At 73.8% G+C, this 20,818-nt stretch carries 14 protein-coding genes; 7 read left to right on the top strand and 7 right to left on the bottom strand.

Annotated features, from left to right (window positions below; genetic code table 11):
- Nucleotides 1-30: 30 nt before the first annotated feature.
- Nucleotides 31-732 carry a lipoyl(octanoyl) transferase LipB gene (lipB, locus tag RF640_RS12025; RefSeq protein WP_035924040.1) on the bottom strand — a complete coding sequence of 234 codons (702 nt, stop codon included), beginning with the start codon at nucleotides 730-732 and terminating at the stop codon, nucleotides 31-33.
- A gap of 95 nt (nucleotides 733-827) precedes the next feature.
- On the opposite strand from lipB, the gene RF640_RS12020 reads away from it, so the two are divergent.
- Nucleotides 828-2,537 (top strand): hypothetical protein, encoded by a 1,710-nt coding sequence (locus RF640_RS12020; RefSeq protein WP_368827951.1) that lies wholly within the window; start codon nucleotides 828-830, stop codon nucleotides 2,535-2,537.
- A gap of 49 nt (nucleotides 2,538-2,586) precedes the next feature.
- On the opposite strand, the gene RF640_RS12015 is transcribed toward RF640_RS12020, so the two are convergent.
- The 4 genes from RF640_RS12015 to RF640_RS12000 form a co-directional block, all read right to left on the bottom strand.
- Complete coding sequence (locus tag RF640_RS12015) at nucleotides 2,587-2,934, bottom strand: hypothetical protein (protein ID WP_035924038.1); 348 nt, start codon at nucleotides 2,932-2,934, stop codon at nucleotides 2,587-2,589.
- A gap of 132 nt (nucleotides 2,935-3,066) precedes the next feature.
- Nucleotides 3,067-5,367 (bottom strand): 2-oxoglutarate dehydrogenase, E2 component, dihydrolipoamide succinyltransferase, encoded by a 2,301-nt coding sequence (sucB, locus tag RF640_RS12010; RefSeq protein WP_368827948.1) that lies wholly within the window; start codon nucleotides 5,365-5,367, stop codon nucleotides 3,067-3,069.
- Between the two features lie 109 nt (nucleotides 5,368-5,476).
- Nucleotides 5,477-6,844, bottom strand: coding sequence for a dihydrolipoyl dehydrogenase (lpdA, locus tag RF640_RS12005; protein ID WP_017834157.1), 1,368 nt, complete (start codon nucleotides 6,842-6,844; stop codon nucleotides 5,477-5,479).
- 143 nt (nucleotides 6,845-6,987) lie between these two features.
- Complete coding sequence (locus RF640_RS12000) at nucleotides 6,988-8,541, bottom strand: leucyl aminopeptidase (RefSeq protein WP_081994153.1); 1,554 nt, start codon at nucleotides 8,539-8,541, stop codon at nucleotides 6,988-6,990.
- Between the two features lie 267 nt (nucleotides 8,542-8,808).
- Between RF640_RS12000 and RF640_RS11995 the strand changes: the two genes are divergently transcribed.
- The 4 genes from RF640_RS11995 (at nucleotide 8,809) to RF640_RS11980 (ending at nucleotide 14,369) form a co-directional block, all read left to right on the top strand.
- Complete coding sequence (locus RF640_RS11995) at nucleotides 8,809-9,726, top strand: proteasome assembly chaperone family protein (protein ID WP_017834159.1); 918 nt, start codon at nucleotides 8,809-8,811, stop codon at nucleotides 9,724-9,726.
- Between the two features lie 94 nt (nucleotides 9,727-9,820).
- The gene (locus RF640_RS11990) at nucleotides 9,821-11,116 is read left to right on the top strand and encodes a nitrate/nitrite transporter (RefSeq protein WP_368827945.1); all 1,296 of its coding nucleotides are present in this window, start codon (nucleotides 9,821-9,823) and stop codon (nucleotides 11,114-11,116) included.
- Between the two features lie 120 nt (nucleotides 11,117-11,236).
- Nucleotides 11,237-12,685 carry a DUF4192 family protein gene (locus RF640_RS11985; RefSeq protein ID WP_109243802.1) on the top strand — a complete coding sequence of 483 codons (1,449 nt, stop codon included), beginning with the start codon at nucleotides 11,237-11,239 and terminating at the stop codon, nucleotides 12,683-12,685.
- Nucleotides 12,686-12,872: 187 nt separating this feature from the next.
- Nucleotides 12,873-14,369, top strand: coding sequence for an RNA polymerase sigma factor (locus tag RF640_RS11980; protein ID WP_031283343.1), 1,497 nt, complete (start codon nucleotides 12,873-12,875; stop codon nucleotides 14,367-14,369).
- A 159-nt stretch (nucleotides 14,370-14,528) separates the two neighbouring features.
- Here RF640_RS11980 and RF640_RS11975 read toward each other — a convergent pair whose 3' ends face one another.
- The gene (locus RF640_RS11975; protein ID WP_017834164.1) at nucleotides 14,529-14,729 is read right to left on the bottom strand and encodes a hypothetical protein; all 201 of its coding nucleotides are present in this window, start codon (nucleotides 14,727-14,729) and stop codon (nucleotides 14,529-14,531) included.
- Between the two features lie 266 nt (nucleotides 14,730-14,995).
- On the opposite strand from RF640_RS11975, the gene RF640_RS11970 reads away from it, so the two are divergent.
- Together RF640_RS11970 and RF640_RS11965 are read left to right on the top strand one after the other, a co-directional pair.
- Entirely contained in the window at nucleotides 14,996-17,104 is a 2,109-nt protein-coding gene (locus tag RF640_RS11970; RefSeq protein WP_017834165.1) for a type IIA DNA topoisomerase subunit B, read from the top strand.
- A gap of 94 nt (nucleotides 17,105-17,198) precedes the next feature.
- Entirely contained in the window at nucleotides 17,199-18,251 is a 1,053-nt protein-coding gene (locus RF640_RS11965; RefSeq protein WP_115162576.1) for a malate dehydrogenase, read from the top strand.
- Between the two features lie 3 nt (nucleotides 18,252-18,254).
- Here the strand turns inward: RF640_RS11965 and RF640_RS11960 are convergent, their stop codons facing one another.
- Nucleotides 18,255-20,756, bottom strand: a complete 2,502-nt coding sequence (locus RF640_RS11960; RefSeq protein ID WP_368827941.1) for a DNA topoisomerase (ATP-hydrolyzing) subunit A — start codon at nucleotides 20,754-20,756, stop codon at nucleotides 18,255-18,257.
- Between the last annotated feature and the right edge of the window lie 62 nt (nucleotides 20,757-20,818).

The raw sequence follows: 20,818 nt of genomic DNA, 5'->3' as shown, positions 1-20,818 counted from the left end.
CGGTCCCGGCGGTCCCGGGGGCGGCGCGGGTCAGCTGACGGCGGTGGGCCAGGGCAGCGGACCCGGGGTCCCTGACGGGACGAACTGTTCGCACAACTCGTCCCGGCGGGCGGATATTTCCTGCTCCACGCGCGCGACCACCGTCTCCGGGGTCACGAGCCGGCCCGTCTCCTGCGAGAGGCTCGTGACGGAGGCGTCGGTGATGCCGCAGGGGATGATCCTGCCGAACGGCCGCAGGTCGTTGGAGCAGTTCAGGGCGAAGCCGTGCATGGTGGCCCGCTTGGAGACCTGCACGCCGATGGCGGCGATCTTGCGGTCCGGCCCGTGCTCGTCCGCGAGCACCCAGGCCCCGGAGCGTCCCGCCACGGTGGTGGCCTCCACCCCGAGGTCCGCGACGACGGCGATGATGATCTCCTCGAGCAGGCGCACGAAGCGCACGACGTCGATGGGCGTGGTCAGCCGGACGACGGGATAGCCCACGAGCATCCCCGGGCCGTGGTAGGTGAGCTTGCCCCCGCGTCCGATCTCCACGACCTCGGTCCCGTCGGTGGGGTACTCGTGGGGCTCGGCGCGCCGTCCAGCCGTGTAGACCGGGGGGTGCTCCAGCAGCAGCACGGTGTTGTCCCGCTCGCCCGCGACGACCTCCCGGTGCACGTTCTTCTGCAGCTCGAGCGCCGAGCGGTAGTCGACGAGGTGCGGGTCGAAGCCGAGCCGTTCGAAGCAGATGGACATGTCCCCAGCCTATCGCGCGGCGGGGACAACGCGCGCCGGACGGGGGCTGTGGACGGCGCCCACGGCCCGGGGCGACGGGCGGGCATGCTGGGGGCATGGAGCAGCGCCCCGCCGCGCACGGCGGCCACCACGAGCCCTCCCGGGCCCCGTCAGTCTCCGCCCGGACGCGGCTCGCCGCGGCCGTCCGGGACGACGGGGCGGGCCCCCTCCCCGGCACGCGGATCGAGGACACGCCTCCGCGGCTCCCGCCGGAGGACGGCCTGGAGCCGGTGCGCCGCCTGGGCGGCCGATCGTGGCTGGTGCGGGAGGCCCGGTCGGGGGAGCACTTCGTCCTGCGGCCCTGCCCGGAGGAGCCCGGACCGGAGCGCGACCGGTCGAGGGCCGCGCTCCGGTCGCTCGCGGTCGCCCTGGCAGGCCGGGACGAGGCCTGTCTCGTGGCCGTGCGCGGCCTGCTGGGCCCGGCGGCGGCACCGGTCGGGCTGGTCGAGGACTTCCTGCGGGGCGGCTCCGTCGCCGACCGGCTGGCCGAGCGCGGCCGGCTGGCGCCCGCCGAGGCCGCCGCGGTGCTGCGGGACGCCGCGACCGGCCTGGCCGCCCTGCACGCCCTCGGCCGGTGCCACGGGGAGCTCTCCGCCCGGCAGGTCCTGTTCCGCGGCACCGTGGCCCCTCCGGAGAGCCCGGCCGCGGGCCCGGCGGAGAGCACAGGGGAGCGCACGGCGGCCGCGGACGGCGCGGGGCACGTCGCCGCGGTGCGCGCGGGCACCGCGGCGGGGAGCCCGGAGGAGGACGTCCGCGCTCTCGGGGCCCTCGGGTGGGCGGCGCTCACCGGGCGGGCCCCGGCCCGGGAGGCGCGGCGGGCGCCCCTGTCCCTGCTGTGCCCCGGCGCCCCGCCCGGCCTCGTGCGGGCGGTCGAGGCGGCCCTCGACCCCGACGTCTCGGCCCGGCCCACGGCGGCGGAACTGGCCGACCGGTTCGCGCGGGCCCAGGAGCCGGACCCCGGCGGGCGGCGGGTCGCCGCCGCACGTCCGGAGCCGGTCCGGACGGGCGGCGGTCGCCGGGCCGCGCTCGTCGGGGCGGCGCTGCTGCTGGCCGCCGGGGGCGCGGTCCTGCTCCCCCTGGGCGGGGCCGGCCCGTCGCCGGAACCGGCGGCCGATCCGGCGAACACGCCGGCGGCCACGACGCCCCCGGCGCGGTTCCCCTCTGCGGCGCGGTCGGGCCCGGTGGCGCCGGGGTCCGTCGTCGACCCGCCGCAGGACTCCGTCGAGGACGCGGACCCCCGGCGGGCGCTGGGAGAGCTGGTGGCGCGGCGGGGAGAGGCCCTGCGCACCGGTGACGCCCGGCTGCTGGACGAGGTGTACGCCCCCGGCGCCCGGGCCGCGGCGGCGGACCGGGACACCATCGCCCGGGCGGACGGCGGTTTTCCCGGCCTCGTCCTCGAGGCCGAGAGCGTCCGCGACGGGCCGGCGGGGTCCGCGCCGCCGGGCGGGGTCGTGCTGGTGGCCGAGGTGCGGGTGGACGGCCACCGCGGCGGGCCGGGCACGGTCCCGTCCGTGGTGCCGGCCGGGGACGGGTGGGTGCAGACGGTCCTCGTCGAGCTGGTCCACGGGGAGCATGGCTGGCGGCTGTCCGAGGTGGAACCTGCGGCGGGGGCGACGGCCCCGCCGGGAACCGGCTCGGACGGGCAGCCGCGGAACGGACGGGGGCCGGACGGGCAGGGGCCGGACGGGCAGGGGCCGGACGGGCAGGGGCCGGACGGACAGGGGCCGGACGGACAGGAACCGGCACGGCAGGACCCCCGGGGCTGACGGGCAGCGCCGGGGGTCCGGTCCTCGATGGTGCGGTGGCGGGCGGGGCTCACCAGAGGGTGGCGACCGCCATGTTGATCAGCGCCAGCCCGCCCACGGCGTGGGCGAGACCGGTCGAGACCGTCTCCCCGCGCCTGGTCCTCCGCTGGCCCACGAAGGCGGCGACCGCCACGGCGAGGGCGACCAGCAGCTTCACGGCGACCTTGGCGTGGTTGACGTCGGCCTCGCCCATCTCGTGGACCGCCACGAGCAGGAGACCGGTCACCAGGCTCAGCAGCGAGGCGTGGAACTGGCCGGGGGACACCGTCGGGCGCTTCATGGTGTAGATCCAGGTGCCCACGATGATCGCGGCGCCGACGAGGTGCAGGAAGACGAGGAGTCCGGTCAGGAAGGTCATGCCGTCGAGCCTATCGGAGCGCCGCCGGCGGACGCCGAGAGGGCGTGCCCCTGTGACCAGGAACACGCCCTCTCGGCGTCCGCCGACCCTCCGCAGGTGCTCAGCGGGGGCCGTGGACCGGCACGGGGCCGGTCAGAGGCCGACCTCGGACTCGAAGCGGCCCTCCTCCAGGCGCGCCTTGAGCGCCTGGAGGAAGCGGCCGGCGTCCGCGCCGTCGACCAGGCGGTGGTCGTAGGTCAGCGACAGGTAGCACATCTGGCGGATGGCGATGGTGTCGTTGCCGTCGGCGTCGGAGACCACCATGGGGCGCTTCACGATCGATCCCGTGCCGAGGATCGCGACCTGCGGCTGGTTGATGATCGGGGTGTCGAACAGGGCCCCGAACGACCCGAGGTTCGTGATCGTGAAGGTGCCGCCGGTGAGGTCGTCCGGCGTGATGTTGCCGTCCTTGGCCCGGGAGCCGAGGTCCGCGATCTGCTTGGCCAGGCCGCCGAGGTTGAGGTCGCCGGCGTTCTTGATGACCGGCACCAGCAGGCCCTTCGGGGTGTCCACCGCGATGGCGATGTTCTCCGAGCCGTTGTAGACGATCTCCTTCTCGGCCTCCTTGAAGGTGGCGTTGAGCTTCGGGTGGGCCTGCAGGGCCTCCGCCACGGCCTTGGCGAAGAACGGCAGGTAGGTGAGCTTGGCGCCCTCCCGCTCCTGGAACTTCGCCTTCGCCCGGCCGCGCAGCACGGCCACCCGGGTCATGTCGACCTCGGTCACCTGGGTCAGCTGAGCGGCCTCCTGCAGCGACTCGCGCATGCGCTGGGCGATCGTCATCCGGATCCGCGGGGCCTTCTCGGTGGTCCCGCGCTTGGCGTCCGCCTTCGGCGCGGCCGGGGCGGCCTCCTTCGCCGGGGCGGCCGCGGCCGTCTCGGCCGGGGCCTCGGCGGCCGGTGCGGCCGCGCTCTTCTGCTGCTCGGCGGCGGCGAGCACGTCCTGCTTGCGGATGCGGCCGCCCACACCGGTGCCGGTGAGCGCGGAGAGGTCCACGCCCTCCTTCTTGGCGAGCTTGCGCACCAGCGGGGTCACGTAGGACGAGTTGTCGCCCGTCGGCGCCTCCGCGTTCTCGGTGCGGGCGCCGTCGCGCTGGGCGGCGTCCTGCTGCTCGTCCCCGGAGGTGTCGGCCAGCACGGGCTCGTCGGTCTCGACCAGGGCCTCGTCGCGGGACGGCGCCTTCTCCTGCTTCCCGGAGGAGGAACCCTCGTAGCCCTCGCCGCCGGCGGAGGACTGCTTCGCCGGCTTCTCCTCGGCGGAGGTGTCCGCGGCGGGCTTCTCGGCGGGCTTGTCCCCGGACGGGGCGGAGCCGGAGCCGATGACCGCCAGGACCTGGCCGACCTCGGCGTCCTCGTCCTCCTGCACCCGGATCTCCAGCAGGGTCCCGGCCACGGGGGAGGGGACCTCGGTGTCGACCTTGTCGGTGGAGACCTCCAGCAGCGGCTCGTCGACGGCGACCTCGTCACCGACCTGCTTGAGCCACCGGGTCACGGTGCCCTCGGTCACGGACTCGCCCAGGGCGGGCAGGGTGATCTCGCTGCCCTCGCCCGTCTGCTGGGCCTCGGCCTGCGGGGCCTGCTCCTGACCGGAGGACTCCTGGCCGGAGGACTTCTGCTCGGCGGCCTCGTCGGTCGCCTCGGGGGTCTCGGCCTCGGTCGCGGCGTCCTCGGCCTCCTGGGCGGAGGTGTCCGCGGCGGGCTTCTCGGCGGGCTTGTCCCCGGACGGGGCGGAGCCGGAGCCGATGACCGCCAGGACCTGGCCGACCTCGGCGTCCTCGTCCTCCTGCACCCGGATCTCCAGCAGGGTCCCGGCCACGGGGGAGGGGACCTCGGTGTCGACCTTGTCGGTGGAGACCTCCAGCAGCGGCTCGTCGACGGCGACCTCGTCACCGACCTGCTTGAGCCACCGGGTCACGGTGCCCTCGGTCACGGACTCGCCCAGGGCGGGCAGGGTGATCTCGCTGCCCTCGCCCGTCTGCTGGGCCTCGGCCTGCGGGGCCTGCTCCTGACCGGAGGACTCCTGGCCGGAGGACTTCTGCTCGGCGGCCTCGTCGGTCGCCTCGGGGGTCTCGGCCTCGGTCGCGGCGTCCTCGGCCTCCTGGGCGGAGGTGTCCGCGGCGGCCTCGTCCTGGCCGGACCCGCCGCCGGAGCCGGAGCCCGAGCCGTCACCGATGACGACCAGCGGCGCGCCGACCTCGACGTCCTCGTCCTCCTCGACGAGGATCTCCTCGATCACGCCCGCCACGGGGGAGGGGATCTCGGTGTCGACCTTGTCGGTGGAGACCTCGACCAGGGGCTCGTCGACGGCGACCTCGTCACCGACCTGCTTGAGCCACCGGGTCACGGTGCCCTCGGTCACGGATTCGCCCAGTGCGGGCAGGTTTACGGTTTCTGACATGGTCCGACCGTCTCTCTTTCGGTGCCTTCGATGGTGCGGTCCGGGCGCCGGGCCCGGGTCCGGGGTAGTGGGGGAGGCCCCGCCCGGGAGGGGCGGGGCCTCGACGCGGTCAGCCGTGCAGCGGCGTGCCCGCGAGTGCCATGGCGGCCTCGCCGATGGCCTCGTTCTGGGTGGGGTGCGCGTGCACGAACGCGGCGACGTCCTCGGGGTAGGCCTCCCAGTTGACGATGAGCTGGCCCTCGCCGATCTGCTCGCTGATGCGCTTGCCGATGGCGTGGAAGCCGATGATCGGCCCGTCCTTCTCGCGCACCAGCTTGATGATGCCGCCGGTGCCCAGGATCGAGCTCTTGCCGTTGCCGGCGAGGTTGTACTCGGCGACCTCGACGTTGTCCTCGCCGAACTTCTCCTTCGCCTTCGGCTCGGTGTAGCCGACCGAGGCGATCTCCGGCTCGGTGAAGGTCACCTTGGGGATGTTCACGTCGTCGACGACGGCGGGGTTCAGACCGGCGATCTCCTCGGCCACGAACCGCCCCTGCTGGTAGCCGCGGTGGGCGAGCTGGACCCCGGGGACGATGTCGCCGATCGCGTAGATGTTGCCGACGCCGGTGTGCAGGCGCTCGTTCGGGGTGACGAAGCCGCGGTCCATGGGGATGCCCTGCTCCTCGTAGCCCATGTCGGCGGTGTTCGGGCCGCGGCCCACGGCGACCAGCACGATGTCGGCCTCGAAGACCTTGCCGTCGGCCAGGGTGACCTTCGCCCCGTTGTCGTCCTGCTCGACCTTCTCGAAGAAGGTGCCGAGGCTGGACTTGATGCCGCGCTTCTTGAACTCCCGCTCGAGGATCTTGATGAGCGCGGGGTCCTCGTTGGCGACCAGGTGGGGGAGGCCCTCGATCACGGTGACGTCCACGCCGAAGGACTTCCACATGGAGGCGAACTCGCAGCCGATCACGCCGCCGCCGAGGACGATGGCGCTCTTGGGCACGAAGTCGATCTCCAGCGCCTCGGTGGAGGTCATGATCCGTCCGCCGATCTCCACGCCCAGGGTCTTGGAGATCGAGCCGGAGGCCAGCACGATGTGCTTGCCGGTGTAGGTGGTGCCGTCGACCTCGACGGTGTTCTCGCCCGTGAGCTTGCCGACTCCCTCGATGACCTTGATCTTGCGCATCTTCATCAGACCCGTGAGGCCCTTGAACTTGCCGGCGACGATCTTGTCCTTGTACTCCCGCACGGCCGCCATGTCGATGGAGTCCAGCGTGGTGTGGATGCCGTACTTGGAGCTCTCGCGGGCGTCCTCGGCCAGCTCGGCGGAGTGCAGGTACGCCTTGGTCGGGATGCACCCCCAGTGGAGGCACGTGCCCCCGAGCTTGTTCTTCTCCACCAGCGCCACGGTGAAGCCGAGCTGGACGGCCCGCAGCGCGGCGGCGTAGCCGGCACTCCCTCCGCCGAGGACGAGGATGTCGAATTCGTTGTCGGCCACGTGTTTGGCTCCCTTGCGCGTTGACGTCGTTCCGGGTGGGTCGCACCCGTCCCGTGACGGGTTCGTTTCGTACATACCTTAGCCCTACGCCGGAGGGAGCGACCAGGCGGGCGCTCCCTCCGGCGCAGGGGTGTCGCGGGACCTCAGCCGCGGTCGGCGGCCGCGTCCTCGAGCAGCCGCACGAGCGTGCGCACGCCCGCGCCGGTACCCTCCGCCGGGGTGTAGCCGTAGGGCGATCCCTCGTTGAAGGAGGGGCCGGCGATGTCCACGTGCGCCCAGGGCACCCGTGCCCCGTCACCGCCGCCGACGAACTCGCGCAGGAAGATCCCGGCGACGAGCATCCCGCCGTTCTTGTCCCCGATGTTCTTGAGGTCGGCGACCTTGGAGTCCAGGGACGGGCGCAGGTGCTCGGGCAGCGGCATGGGCCAGCCGTCCTCGCCGGCGGCGCGGGCGGCCTCGGCCACGGCGGCGCGCACTGTCTCGTCGCCCATGATCCCGAACGTCCGTGCGCCGAGGGCCACCATCTGCGCGCCGGTCAGCGTGGCGATGTCGACGACGGCGTCCGGGGCCTCCTCGCACGCGGCCACGAGACCGTCGGCCAGCACCAGGCGCCCCTCTGCGTCGGTGTTGAGCACCTCGACGGTGCGGCCGCCGCGGATGGTGATGACGTCGCCGGGGCGGGTGGCGGTCGACGAGGGCAGGTTCTCGGCCAGGCACAGCCACCCCGTGACCTTCACGGGCAGGCCCAGCTCGGCGGCGGTGAGGACGGTCGCGAGCACGGCGGCGGCGCCGGCCATGTCCGACTTCATGGTCATCATCGAGGCCGGGGGCTTGAGGGAGAGGCCGCCCGAGTCGAAGGTGATGCCCTTGCCCACGTAGGCGTAGTGCTTCGCGGCCCGCGCCGGGGCGTACTCCAGCTTGACGAGGCGCGGGCCGTGCACGGAGCCCTGTCCCACTCCCAGGAGCCCCCCGTAGCCGCCCTTGGCGAGCTCCTTCTCGGCGAGCACGGTCACGGAGACCTTGGTGCCCCTGGCGGCCCGGCGGGCGTAGTCCGCCACGGCCTCCGGGTACATGACGTTGGGGGAGAGGTCCACGAGGGTGCGGGCCGCGCGGACGCCGCGGCCCAGGGCAGCGGCGCGGTCGAGGCACCGGCCCAGCGCGGCGCGCGCCACGCCCGGGGCGTGCACGACGGCGGAGGCCAGCGGGTCCTGCACGGAACCGGCGGTCGCCGCGCGCTGGTGGGCGAAGGCGAAGGCGCCGAGGGCGGCGCCCTCGGCGACCGCCGCGGCGTCCTGCTCGGAGTCCACGGGCAGGGCGAGCACCGCGGAGTCGGTGCCGGCGAGCCGCCGCACGGCGGCGCCCACGGCCCGGCGCAGCACCTCGGCGCGCTCCGCGGTCCCGGCGGGCAGGGCGCCGACCCCGGTGAGGACCACCACGGTGAACGGCAGCCCGGACGGGGCCGGCACCACGGTCACCTCGTCGGCGGCACCCTTCACGCGCAGCGCCGCCGCGGCCTCCACCACGGGGGCGAGCCGTCGCTGCTCACCGGCGGGGAGCAGGACACGGCCCGAGCCGTCGCCGTCCTGTCCCTTCGCCACCCCGAGCACGAGCGCGTGGGCCGGCGTCCGGCCCAGGGCCTTGTGCGTGGCGGTGAGCTCGATGCCACGGGGTTCGAGCAGGTCCTGTACGTCGGGCATGGATCGTCCTTTCGCTGAGGTCTGGACCGGCGGGGCCGGTCCGGTCCGCGGTCGGCGGACCGGACCGGTCCAGCAGGCGTGCTGTCGATCCTATCCTCGGCCGGCGCGCCGCCGGGGCCCGGACGCACGGGGCGGGCCCCGCGGGATCGGCGGGGAATAACGCGGTGCCCGCGGACGGTTGACATGATCCGGGCCCGCCGTCGCAGGCGTGCTCCCACCGGTCTCCCCACGGACGCCCGGAACCGACCCACCCCAGGAGGAAGAGCTGTGCTGGACCCCACCTCGCTGTACCTGAGCAACCCCGCTCTGCTCGAGGACGCCCGGGTTCGCGGACTGCCGCTGATCGTCGCCCTGTCCGGCTACGCGGAGGCGGGGCACGTGGCCGTGCAGATCGAGCACACCATCACCGAGGCCCTCCCGCACGAGGTCGTGGCCCGTTTCGACCTGGACCAGCTCTACGACTACCGGGCCCGCCGCCCGCACGTGAGCTTCGTGGAGGACCACTTCGAGGGCTTCCAGACCCCCGAGCTGTCCCTCCGGCTCGTCACGGACGGTCTGGGGCGCAGCTTCGCGCTGCTGACGGGCCCCGAGCCGGATCTGCAGTGGAACCGGTTCACCGAGGCCGTCGTGGGCCTGGCCCGGCGGATGGACGTGTCCCTCGTGGCCATCGTCTCGGGAATCCCCATGCCCGTCCCGCACACCCGTCCGTTCATCGTCTCGGTGCACGGCAACCGGGCCGACCTGCTGCCCGCCGAGCACGCGTGGAAGCCGGTCGTGGAGATGAGCTCGTCGGCCGCGCAGCTCCTCGAGATCCGGCTGGGCGAGGCGGGGATCGACAACATCGGCTTCACCGTGCACGTCCCGCAGTACCTGGCCGAGGCGCACCTGCCGCACGCCGCCGTGGCCGCCCTCGAGCACATCAGCGCCGTGACCTCTCTGACCCTGCCCTCGGACGAGCTGCGCGAGGCGGCCCGCGAGATCGAGCGCCAGATCGACCAGCAGGTCGGCGCCTCGCCCGAGGTACAGGCGGTCGTGGCAGGACTGGAACAGCGCTACGATGACGTCGTCGACGCCTCGGTCCCGCGCTCCCTGCTGGTGGGGGACGAGTCCGAGCTCCCCGACGCCGACGAGATCGGCGCCGCGGCCGAGGCCTTCCTCGCCGCCCAGGAGGACGACCAGGACTGAGCCCGGCCGGCGCGCGGGGCGGTCCGGCGCCGTCCGGGGCGGTCCCGCCGTCCCGGGTCCCGGCCCGGTCCCGTCCCCCCCGAGAGCGAAGTGCATGCCGTCCGACCGGTACCGGGCCCACGAGCCCGGCAAGGACTCCCGCCGCGCCTACCTGGTCTTCGCGGTCGGCACCTTCGCCTACTTCAGCGCCGTGGCGCAGCGCACCAGCTTCGGCGTGGCGTCGGTCGACGCGGCCGAGCGCTTCGGCACCGCGGCCTCCGCGCTGTCGATGTTCTCGCTCATGCAGGTCCTCGTCTACGCGGCGCTGCAGATCCCCGTCGGCGTGCTCGTGGACCGCTTCGGCTCCCGCGTCATGGTCGCCGCCGGGGCGCTGCTCATGACGGCCGGGCAGGTCCAGCTGGCCCTGGCCGACACGGTCGGCGAGGGCGTGGCCGCCCGCGTGCTCGTGGGCGCGGGCGACGCGACCACCTTCGTGTGCGTGATGCGCCTGATCCCCGCCTGGTTCTCCGCGCTGCGCGTGCCGCCACTGACCCAGTTCCTGGGCGTGGTCGGCAACCTCGGCCAGCTGGTGTCCGTCATCCCGTTCGCGTGGCTGCTCGAGCTCACCGGGTGGTTCCCGTCCTTCGCGGCGCTGGCCTCCCTCGCGCTGCTCGCCGCCGTGCTCGCCGCGACCCTGCTGCGCAACGCGCCCCCCGGGGTGGAGGTCCTGAACCCGGCGCTGGGCCTGCGGCGGACCGGCCGGGTGCTCCGGGAGAGCGTGGCCGAGCCCGGCACCCGGCTCGGCTTCTGGGTGCACTTCACCACCCAGTTCGCGGGCAACACGTTCGTGCTGATGTGGGGCTACCCCTATCTCGAGTACGCCCAGGACCTGTCGGACACCACGATCTCCCTGGTGATGACCTCCTTCGTGGTGACCAACCTGGCCGTGGCCCTCGGCCTCGGCGGGCTCTCCGCCCGCCACCCGCACCGCCGGGTGCGGCTGTCGCTGGGGGTGACCGCCATGATCTTCGCGGCGTGGACGGTCCTGCTGGTCTGGCCCGGGACGGCCCCCGTCCCGGTGGTGCTGGCCGCCGTGTGCGTCATCGCGATCAGCATGCCGGCCTCCATGATCGCCTTCGACATCACCCGCAGCTTCAACCCGGCCCGCCGCTCGGGCACCGCCACGGGCATCGTCAACGTCGGTGGCTTCACGGCCTCGGTGCTGGCCATCTTCGTCACCGGCTTCGTGCTCGACGTGCTCCACGCCGCGGGCTTCCGCGACGAGCTGTACGCGCCCGACGCGTTCCGGGTCGCGATCGCGGCGCAGTTCCTGGTCGCTGCGGCGGGCGCCGCGGGCGTGCTGGCCACCGTCCGGCGGGTGCGCCGGCAGCACGGGCACGACGCCGCCTGACCGGCCGGCCGGTCCCGTCGGCACTGCACCGCGCCGGGCGCCGGGCCCCCGACCCGCCGGCCGTCCACAGACCGCGCCCCGGCCGGTGCTCCCGGACCGGCCGGTGCCCAGGCTGGGCGCATGAGACAGCACCCCATCCGAGACCCCTTCGTCCCCGTCGTCCGGTGCGCGGCCGACCTGCTGGCCGTCGTGCCGCACACGCTCGGCTACTGGCCCGCCGACTCCCTCGTCCTGTTCGCCGCCGGCGGCGGGACGGCAGGGGCGTGCGTGCGCGTCGACCTCCCGGCCGGCCCGTCCGACGAACGCCTCGGGGAGGCCTTCGTCGCCGAGCTCGCCGACCTCGTCGCCCACGACACCCTGAGCGACCGGGTCTTCGTCATCGTGTACACGTCGCCGCCGCCCGGGGACCCGTCCGGGGCCGCGGCGCCACCCGCCGCGGTGGACGGTGTGCTCGCCGTCGTGGACGAGGCCGCCCGACGCGCGGGGCGGGCGGTGGCGGCGCGCTGGATCGTGGCCGGCGACCGCTGGTGGCCGGCCGAGGACCCGGCCGACGTCCAGGACGTCGCGGACATCGAGGACAGCGCCGTCAACGCCGCGCTCGTGGCCTCGGGCAGCTCCTACGCGGCCGCCCCGCGGCTCGCCATGGACCAGGAGTACGGGGCGCTGCCCGCCGGCACCGCCCGTGCCGCCGGGCAGGCCGCGGTCCGCTGGGCACGGGCCGGTGCGGACGCATGGCACCACCTGGACCGCCTCGGGCCCGCACTGTCCGTCTGGACCGACGTGCTCGCCACGGTCCGGGGCGCGCCGGGGGATGCGGTGCCCGCGGTGCTGGACCACGACGACGACCTGCTCGGCTTCCTGGCCGCGAGCCTGGCCGACCCCGTGCTCGCAGACCTGCTCCTGGCCGCCTGCGCCACGGACGACCTCGACGGCGTCCTCGCGGCCGCCGCGATGTGGGCCGAGCTGTGCGACGACGTCGACGACCGGGTGGACGGACCCGACGCCCCGGGCGTTCCGATCGGGCCGACCCGGGCGCCCCTCCCTCCGGGCGTCCCGCCGCTGCCCCGCCGACCGGCGGCCGGTCGCGGCGGCACCGCGTCCGGCCCGGCCGCCGCCCGGGTGCCCGTGCCGGACGCGGGGGAGCTGGTCCGGCTCTCCCGCGTGCTCTCCGGCGAGTGGGCGGAGACCCCGCACTGGTCGCTGCTCGACACCCTCTACCGGGTGCTCCAGGTGCTCGGCTGGCTCCTGGAGCCCACGGGGCTGGGACCGGGGCCCGGACCGGAGCCCGGTGCGGGGGCGGCCGGCGGAGCGGCCGAGGACTCCGCGGGGACGGGCGACGCGGCGCGGACGGACGACGAGGCGCGGGGCCGGGCCGTGCTCGCGGGCGTGCTGGTCGAGCTCGCGCAGCTCAACCGGTTCCGGGCGCGCGGCTCCCACACCGCGCACTTCGTGCGCCGGGCCACGGCGCTGCTCCCCGGACACCCGCCCGCGCTGCGCGTGCTCCGCCTCGCCGACGCCCGGCCCGTGCCGCTCTGGGCCCGGGACCGTGCCACCGCCTGGCACTCCTGAGCCCCGTGCGACGAGCTTTTTCGGGTCCGTCCGGTCGAGCGGGAACAAATCCCGCCCACGGGTGGTTCCGGCTGTCAGGACCCTTCAAGCCCGCCGCGCCGGACACTGCCCGGCGCACGGACTTGACAGGGTCATAGGCGTGTTGCCCCGAGGGCGGACGCCGTGACCGCTCAACGAAAGGCTCTCAGTGTCACCTGCCGCCAGCAACAAGACGACGGACACCGCCGCCGAGACCCCGGGCACCGGGGACGCTCGGTCGCCGTCCGGCACCACGGGCACGTCGCCGCGGGCGAAGACCGCCGCTGCGAAGTCGACCGCGACCAAGAAGACCGTGGCCGCGAAGAAGACCACGGCGGCGAAGTCCACCGCCGCGAAGTCCACCGCTCCCAAGAGCGCCACCGCGGCCGCCTCGACGAAGTCCACCGCCGGCCGGTCGACCGCGACCAGGACCGCCGCGAGCAAGCCCCCGGCCGCACCGAAGGCCGCGGGCCGCAAGAAGGCCGCGGCCCCGGCGGACAAGGACGCCCTGGCCGTCGCCGGGGAGCCCGAGGAGGACGTCGTCGTCACCGACGACGCCGACATCGAGACCGCACTGACCGACGAGGCCGGGGTGATCGAGCCCGACGTGGACGAGGACGCCGACGCGGAGGAGGAGGCCGCGCCCGAGGACGCGCCGGCCGTCCCAGCGCCCAAGGACGAGAAGACCTCCGGCTTCGTCATCACCAACAACGACGACGACGACGCCCCGGCCCAGCAGGTCGTCTCCGCCGGCGCCACCGCCGACCCGGTCAAGGACTACCTCAAGCAGATCGGCAAGGTCGCGCTGCTGAACGCCGAGCAGGAGGTGGACCTGGCGCTGCGGATCGAGGCCGGCCTGTACGCGGAGCACAAGCTCGCGGACGGGAAGGACAGCCTCGACCCGCAGACCCGCAAGGAGCTGCGCTGGGTCATCCACGACGGCAAGCGCGCCAAGAACCACCTGCTCGAGGCCAACCTGCGCCTGGTCGTCTCGCTCGCGAAGCGCTACACCGGTCGCGGCATGCTGTTCCTGGACCTCATCCAGGAGGGCAACCTCGGACTGATCCGCGCGGTCGAGAAGTTCGACTACACCAAGGGCTTCAAGTTCTCCACGTACGCCACCTGGTGGATCCGCCAGGCCATCACCCGTGCCATGGCCGACCAGGCCCGCACCATCCGCATCCCGGTGCACATGGTCGAGGTCATCAACAAGCTCGCCCGCGTCCAGCGCCAGATGCTGCAGGACCTCGGCCGGGAGCCGACCCCGGAGGAGCTGGCGAACGAGCTCGACATGACGCCCGAGAAGGTCGTCGAGGTGCAGAAGTACGGCCGTGAGCCGATCTCGCTGCACACCCCGCTGGGGGAGGACGGCGACTCGGAGTTCGGCGACCTCATCGAGGACTCCGAGGCCGTGGTCCCCGCGGACGCCGTGAGCTTCACGCTCCTGCAGGAGCAGCTGCACTCGGTCCTGGACACCCTCTCCGAGCGGGAGGCGGGGGTCGTGGCGATGCGCTTCGGCCTGACCGACGGCCAGCCCAAGACGCTCGACGAGATCGGCAAGGTCTACGGCGTGACGCGTGAGCGCATCCGGCAGATAGAGTCCAAGACGATGTCCAAGCTGCGCCACCCGTCCCGCTCGCAGGTGCTGCGCGACTACCTCGACTGACCGGCCGTCCCCGCGCCCGGAGATCCTCCGGGCGCGGGGCGACCACGTCCGGGACCCGCGCACCGCTCCGGTGACCGGGGCGAGGACCGGACACGCAGGAGGGCCCCGACACCAGGTGTCGGGGCCCTCCTGCGTCGACCGCCCTGGGCGGTCGCCCGGTCAGGAACCGATGCGCTCGGTCTCGTCCTGCCAGGTGGCGGCCAGCGGCCGCAGCTTCTGCTCGTTCTTGCGCGCGTGGTGAGCGCAGAACAGCAGCTCACCGCCCGTCGACTCGAGGATCACTCGGACGTAGGCCTGGGCGCCGCACGCGTCGCAGCGGTCGGTCGCATTGAGCTCTCGGCTCTCCAATGTTGCGTTCACGGGATCCTCCTCCTGGGTCGTACTCGTTGCACGGGGCACGGGGCCGCCGGTGCGGGTACCCGGGGTCTCGTGGACGCGTCGGGGTACTGCTCTATACAACCACGACCCTCGGACAATCGATTCCGGCGGAGGCCGTTTTTCGCCCCGGGCGTAGGTCACGGTGCCGGCCGGGGTCGCGTCCGCGTGACCCGCGCCCGGGCCTGCGGTGTCCGCCGCCGGGACTACAGTGGTGGGGAATCCCGCCGTCCCCCAGGAGTCGTATCCCCGTGACACCGTCCCGTTCCGAGTATAACGCCCGCCACCTCTCCGTCCTCGAGGGCCTCGAGGCCGTCCGGAAGCGGCCGGGCATGTACATCGGCTCCACCGACTCCCGCGGACTGATGCACTGCATGTGGGAGATCATCGACAACTCCGTGGACGAGGCCCTCGCCGGCTTCGGCCACCAGATCACGGTGGTCCTGCACGCCGACGGCGCCGTGGAGGTCCACGACGACGGCCGCGGCATCCCCATCGACCTCGAGCCGCGCACCGGGCTGACCGGCGTGGAGGTCGTCTTCACCAAGCTGCACGCGGGCGGGAAGTTCGGCGGCGGCTCCTACAGCGCCTCCGGCGGCCTGCACGGCGTGGGCGCCTCGGTGGTCAACGCGCTCTCCGCCCGCCTGGACGTCCAGGTGGACCGCGGCGGGAGGACCTACCAGATGTCCTTCCGGCACGGCGAGCCCGGCCGTTTCGTGGACCAGGGCCGGCCCTCCCCGCACGCCCGGTTCGAGCCGTTCGTGGAGGGGTCGGTGCTCGACGTCGTCGGCAAGGCCAAGCGGGGCGTCACCGGCACCCGGATCCGGTACTGGGCGGACGAGCAGATCTTCACGGCGGACGCCCGGTTCAGCTACGAGGAGCTCGCCAAGCGCGCCCGCCAGACCTCGTTCCTGATCCCCGGGCTGCGCATCACCGTGCGCGACCAGCGGGGCCTGCCCGGCACGCCGGGGGAGTTCGGGACCCACGAGGAGGTGTTCCAGCACGACGGCGGGATCTCCGAGTTCGTGGAGTACCTCGCCGCCGACAGCTCGGTCACCGACGTGTGGCGGTTCCAGGGCGAGGGCCGGTTCAAGGAGAACGTCCCGGTCCTGGACGAGAACGGCCGCTCCAAGCTCACGGAGCTGGACCGCACGTGCGAGGTCGACGTCGCCCTGCGCTGGGGCATCGGCTACGACACGTCCCTGCGCTCGTTCGTGAACATCATCGCGACCCCCAAGGGCGGCACCCACCAGGCCGGCTTCGAGGCGGCCCTGCTGAAGACGTTCCGGAAGCAGATCGAGGCCAACGCCCGCAAGCTCAAGGCCGGCAGCGACAAGATCGAGAAGGACGACGTCCTGGCCGGGCTCACGGCCGTCCTCACGGTGCGGCTGGCCGAGCCGCAGTTCGAGGGCCAGACCAAGGAGGTCCTGGGCACCCCGGCCGTGCGCCAGATCGTGAGCCGGGTGATCGAGAAGGAGCTGACCGCCAAGCTCACGGCCACCGGCCGTCACGACAAGCAGCAGGCCGGGCAGCTGCTCGAGAAGGTCGTGGCGGAGATGAAGTCCCGCATCTCCGCGCGGGTGCACAAGGAGACCCAGCGGCGCAAGAACGCCCTGGAGACCTCCTCGATGCCGGCCAAGCTCGTCGAGTGCCGCTCGAACGACGTGGAGCGCTCCGAGCTGTTCATCGTGGAGGGCGACTCCGCGCTCGGCACGGCGCGGCTGGCCCGGTCCTCCAACTACCAGGCGCTGCTGCCGATCCGCGGCAAGATCCTCAACGTGCAGAAGGCGTCCATCACGGACATGCTCGCCAACACGGAGTGCGCCGCGCTCATCCAGGTCATCGGCGCCGGCTCGGGGCGCACCTTCGACCTCACCGCCGCCCGCTACGGCAAGGTCATCATGATGACGGACGCCGACGTCGACGGCGCGCACATCCGCACCCTGCTGCTCACGCTGTTCTACCGCTACATGCGCCCGCTCGTGGAGGCCGGGCGGGTCTACGCGGCGGTGCCCCCGCTGCACCGGGTGGAGATCGTCAACGCCGGCGGCAAGGCCAACGAGATGGTCTACACGTACTCCGAGCGCGAGCTCACGGACCTGCTCGCCCGGCTCGAGGCGGAGGGGCGGCGGTACAAGGAGCCCATCCAGCGCTACAAGGGCCTGGGCGAGATGGACGCGGACCAGCTCGCGGAGACGACCATGGACGTCCGGCACCGGATGCTGCGCCGGATCCGGGTGGAGGACGCCGAGGCCGCCGAGCACGCCTTCTCCCTGCTCATGGGCTCCGAGGTGGCCCCGCGCAAGGACTTCATCATCGAGGGCGCCACGCACCTGGACCAGGAGCGCATCGACGCCTGAGCGCGCGGGACGGCGGGCGCACCGAGGGCCGGTGCCCTGGTGCGGCCGCTACGCTGGGCAGGGACGAGCGACCGTCCCCGAGGAAGGACCCCGCATGACCGCCACCGGCCCGCACACCCCGTCCCCCGCACCCGGCCGGCCCCGGCCGGTCACCGTCACCGTGACCGGTGCCGCGGGCCAGATCGGCTACGCCACCGTCTTCCGGGCCGCGGCGGGCGACCTCCTCGGCCCCGGCACCCCCGTCCGCCTGCACCTGCTCGAGCTCCCGCAGGCGCGGCGGGCCGCGGAGGGCACCGCCCTGGAGCTGCAGGACGGGGCGTTCCCGCTGCTCGACGGCGTGGAGGTCTTCGAGGACGCGGACGCCGCGTTCGACGGCGCCTCGGTGGGGCTGCTCATCGGGGCCCGCCCCCGGTCCCAGGGCATGGAGCGGGCCGACCTGCTCGAGGCCAACGCCGGGATCTTCTCGGTCCAGGGGCGGGCCGTCAACCGCGGCGCCGCCGAGGACTTCCGGGCCGTGGTGGTCGGCAACCCCGCCAACACCAACGCCTACATCGCCGCCTCGCACGCCCCGGACGTCCCGCGCGAGCGCTTCACCGCCCTCACCCGGCTCGACCACCACCGCGCGCTGGCCCAGCTCGCCGCGACCACCGGGGCCCGCGTCGACGAGATCGACGGCGTGGCCGTGTGGGGCAACCACTCGGCGAGCCAGTACCCCGACCTGACCCACGCCACGGTCGGGGGCCGGCCGGCGCTCGAGGTGCTGGCCGGGGAAGGCCACGACCTCGCCTGGGTGGACGACACCTTCATCCCCCGGGTGGCGCGCCGCGGCGCGGAGATCATCGACGTGCGCGGCGGCTCCTCGGTGGCCTCGGCGGCCCACGCGGCCCTGTGCCACGTCCGCGACTGGGTCCTGGGCACCCCCGAGGGCACGTGGACGTCCATGGCGGTCGCGTCCGACGGCTCCTACGGCGTGCCGGAGGGACTCGTCAGCTCGTTCCCGGTGGTCTGCCGGGACGGCCGGGCAGCGATCGTGCCGGACCTCGAGCTGGACGAGTTCTCCCGCGCCCGCATCGACCGCTCCGTCCGGGAGCTCGAGGAGGAGCGGGCGGCGGTGGAGCAGATGGGGCTGCTCGGGCCCCGCCGCTGAGCCTCAGCCGTAGGCCGGGCCCACCGCGTCGATCACCTGGTCGGTGGGCACGCCCGAGCCGTCCCGGCGCCCGTGCTCGGTGGGCAGGGCCCGGGCCACGCCCGAGGCCGCGACCGCCTTGGCCGGTCCGTGCCCCACCCAGGCCAGGGCCAGTCCCGTCTCGCCCTTGAGGAACCGGTGCGCGCGCACCCCTCCGGTGGCCCGGCCCTTGGGCGGGTACTCCGAGAACGGGGTGACCTTCACCGAGTACTGCGACATGCCGGGCAGCACCTCGTCGGCGCGGGCGAGGGTCACGACCACGGGCGTCTCGTCCGCGGCGCGGACCGCCCCGAAGAAGACCACGGCGTCCCCCGCGACCAGCTTGACCCCGGCGACGCCGCCCGCGGTCCGGCCCTGGGGGCGCACCGCACCGGCCTCGAAGTGCAGCAGCTTCCCGTCCCGGGTCACGAACACCAGCTCGTCCTCCGCGGCGGCGGACTCGGCGAGGCCGACCACCTCGTCGTCGTCCTTGAGCGTGATGACCTCCCAGTCCTCGCGGTTGAGCGGATACTCGGGGCTGACCCGCTTGACCACGCCGTTGCGGGTGCCCAGGGCCAGCACCGCGTTGAGCGGCGCGAGCCCCACGAGCCGCTCCCCGCGGCCGAGGGTGAGGAAATCCTTGACCGGGACGCCGTCGCCCAGCTTCGGGGTGCCCTCGAAGGCGGTCAGCACGGGCACGTCCATCACCTGGACGCGCAGCATGCGCCCGGTGGACGTGACCGCCCCGATCTCCCCGCGGGCGGTGGCGCGCACCGCGGAGACCAGGGCGTCGTGCTTGATCCGCCGGGGCGGGTCCACCAGCGGGACCTGGGAGGGCGTGCGGGCGAGCTGGCCCGAGGTGGACAGGAAGACCCAGCAGGGGTCGTCGGCGATCTCGAGCGCGAGCCCGCCCGCCGCCGTCCGCCCCGGTGCGGGGGCCGCCGCCGCGGCGACGGGCGCCGGCAGGGCCTCCGACTCCAGCAGCTCGGTGCGCCGGTCGTCGCCGTGGACCTCCGCGACCTCCGCGAGCTCCGCGGAGACCAGGGCCCGCAGCCGCGAGTCCGAGGCGAGGGTCTCCTCGTGCTCGGCGATCTCCCGGCGCAGCTCCTCCTGCTCCTTCTCGAGCTCGATCCGCGAGTACTTGGTCAGCTGCCGCAGCCGCAGCTCGAGGATGTGGTCGGCCTGCACGCGGCTGAGGTCGTACACGGCCATGAGCCGTTCCCGGGCCACGGCGGTCTCGTCGGAGGAGCGGATGATCTGGATGACCTCGTCGATGTCGACGATCGCCACGAGCAGGCCCTCGACCAGGTGCAGGCGGTCGCGCCGCTTGGCCAGCCGGAAGCCGGTGCGCCGCCGGACCACCGACAGCCGGTGCTCCACGTAGACCCGCAGCAGCTCCAGGAGGCCCATGGTGCGGGGCCGTCCGTCCACGAGGGCAACGTTGTTGATCCCGAAGGAGTCCTCCATGGGCGTGTACTTGTAGAGCTGCTGGAGGACGGCCTGCGGGTTGAAGCCGTTCTTGACCTCGATGACCAGCCGTAGGCCGTTCTTGCGGTCGGTCAGGTCCACGACGTCGGAGACGCCCTGGAGCTTCTTGGCCTGCGCCGCCTCCTTGATCTTCTCGGTGACCTTCTCGGGCCCCACCATGTAGGGCAGCTGGGTGACGACGATGCCCTGCTTGCGGGGGGAGATCTGCTCGACCGAGACCTTCGCGCGGGTCTTGAAGGAGCCGCGCCCGGTCCGGTAGGCGTCCCGGATCCCGTCGAGGCCCACGATCCGCCCGCCCGAGGGCAGGTCCGGGCCCGGGACGAAGCGCATGAGCTCTTCGAGCGTCGCCTCGGGGTGCTCCACGAGGTGCCGGGCGCCCGCGACGACCTCGCGCAGGTTGTGCGGGGCCATGTTCGTGGCCATGCCCACCGCGATGCCGGAGGAGCCGTTGACCAGCAGGTTGGGGAACGCCGCGGGCAGCACGCCCGGCTGGGTGAACTGGTTGTCGTAGTTGGGCACGAAGTCGACGACGTCCTCGTCGAGGTCGGCCGTCAGCGCCAGGGCGGCCGGGGCCATCCGGGCCTCGGTGTAGCGGGAGGCGGCGGGGCCGTCGTCGAGGGAGCCGAAATTGCCGTGCCCGTCCACGAGCGGCAGGCGCATCGCGAAGGACTGGGCGAGCCGGACCATCGCGTCGTAGATGGCGGAGTCGCCGTGCGGGTGCAGCTTGCCCATCACCTCGCCCACGACGCGGGCGCTCTTGACGTGGCCGCGGTCCGGGCGCAGCCCCATCTGGTTCATCATGAACAGGATGCGCCGCTGCACGGGCTTGAGCCCGTCCCGGGCGTCGGGCAGGGCGCGGGAGTAGATGACGGAGTACGAGTACTCGAGGAAGCTCGTCTCCATCTCGGAGGTCACGTCGATGTCGACGATGTTCTCCCGGAAGTCGGGGGGCAGCTCGTCCTCGGCGGACGGGCGGGAGGGCGCACGGCGGCGTGCCATCACAGCGGGGGGTCCTTCGGTCGTTGGTCGGTCCGGGGCGGGCCCGGCGGCTCGGCGTTCGA

It is taken from the genome of Kocuria sp. CPCC 205231, assembly GCF_040980965.1.
Lineage (GTDB): Bacteria > Actinomycetota > Actinomycetes > Actinomycetales > Micrococcaceae > Kocuria > Kocuria rosea.
This window is presented reverse-complemented; position numbering and strand designations above follow the sequence as displayed.

What these genes read in the sequence shown, in the direction of transcription:
- lipB (WP_035924040.1), bottom strand. Translation starts at nt 732, where the DNA reads ATGTCCATCTGCTTCGAACGGCTCGGCTTCGACCCGCACCTCGTCGAC.
- RF640_RS12020 (WP_368827951.1), top strand. Translation starts at nt 828, where the DNA reads ATGGAGCAGCGCCCCGCCGCGCACGGCGGCCACCACGAGCCCTCCCGG.
- RF640_RS12015 (WP_035924038.1), bottom strand. Translation starts at nt 2,934, where the DNA reads ATGACCTTCCTGACCGGACTCCTCGTCTTCCTGCACCTCGTCGGCGCC.
- sucB (WP_368827948.1), bottom strand. Translation starts at nt 5,367, where the DNA reads ATGTCAGAAACCGTAAACCTGCCCGCACTGGGCGAATCCGTGACCGAG.
- RF640_RS12000 (WP_081994153.1), bottom strand. Translation starts at nt 8,541, where the DNA reads ATGCCCGACGTACAGGACCTGCTCGAACCCCGTGGCATCGAGCTCACC.
- RF640_RS11990 (WP_368827945.1), top strand. Translation starts at nt 9,821, where the DNA reads ATGCCGTCCGACCGGTACCGGGCCCACGAGCCCGGCAAGGACTCCCGC.
- RF640_RS11985 (WP_109243802.1), top strand. Translation starts at nt 11,237, where the DNA reads ATGAGACAGCACCCCATCCGAGACCCCTTCGTCCCCGTCGTCCGGTGC.
- RF640_RS11965 (WP_115162576.1), top strand. Translation starts at nt 17,199, where the DNA reads ATGACCGCCACCGGCCCGCACACCCCGTCCCCCGCACCCGGCCGGCCC.
- RF640_RS11960 (WP_368827941.1), bottom strand. Translation starts at nt 20,756, where the DNA reads ATGGCACGCCGCCGTGCGCCCTCCCGCCCGTCCGCCGAGGACGAGCTG.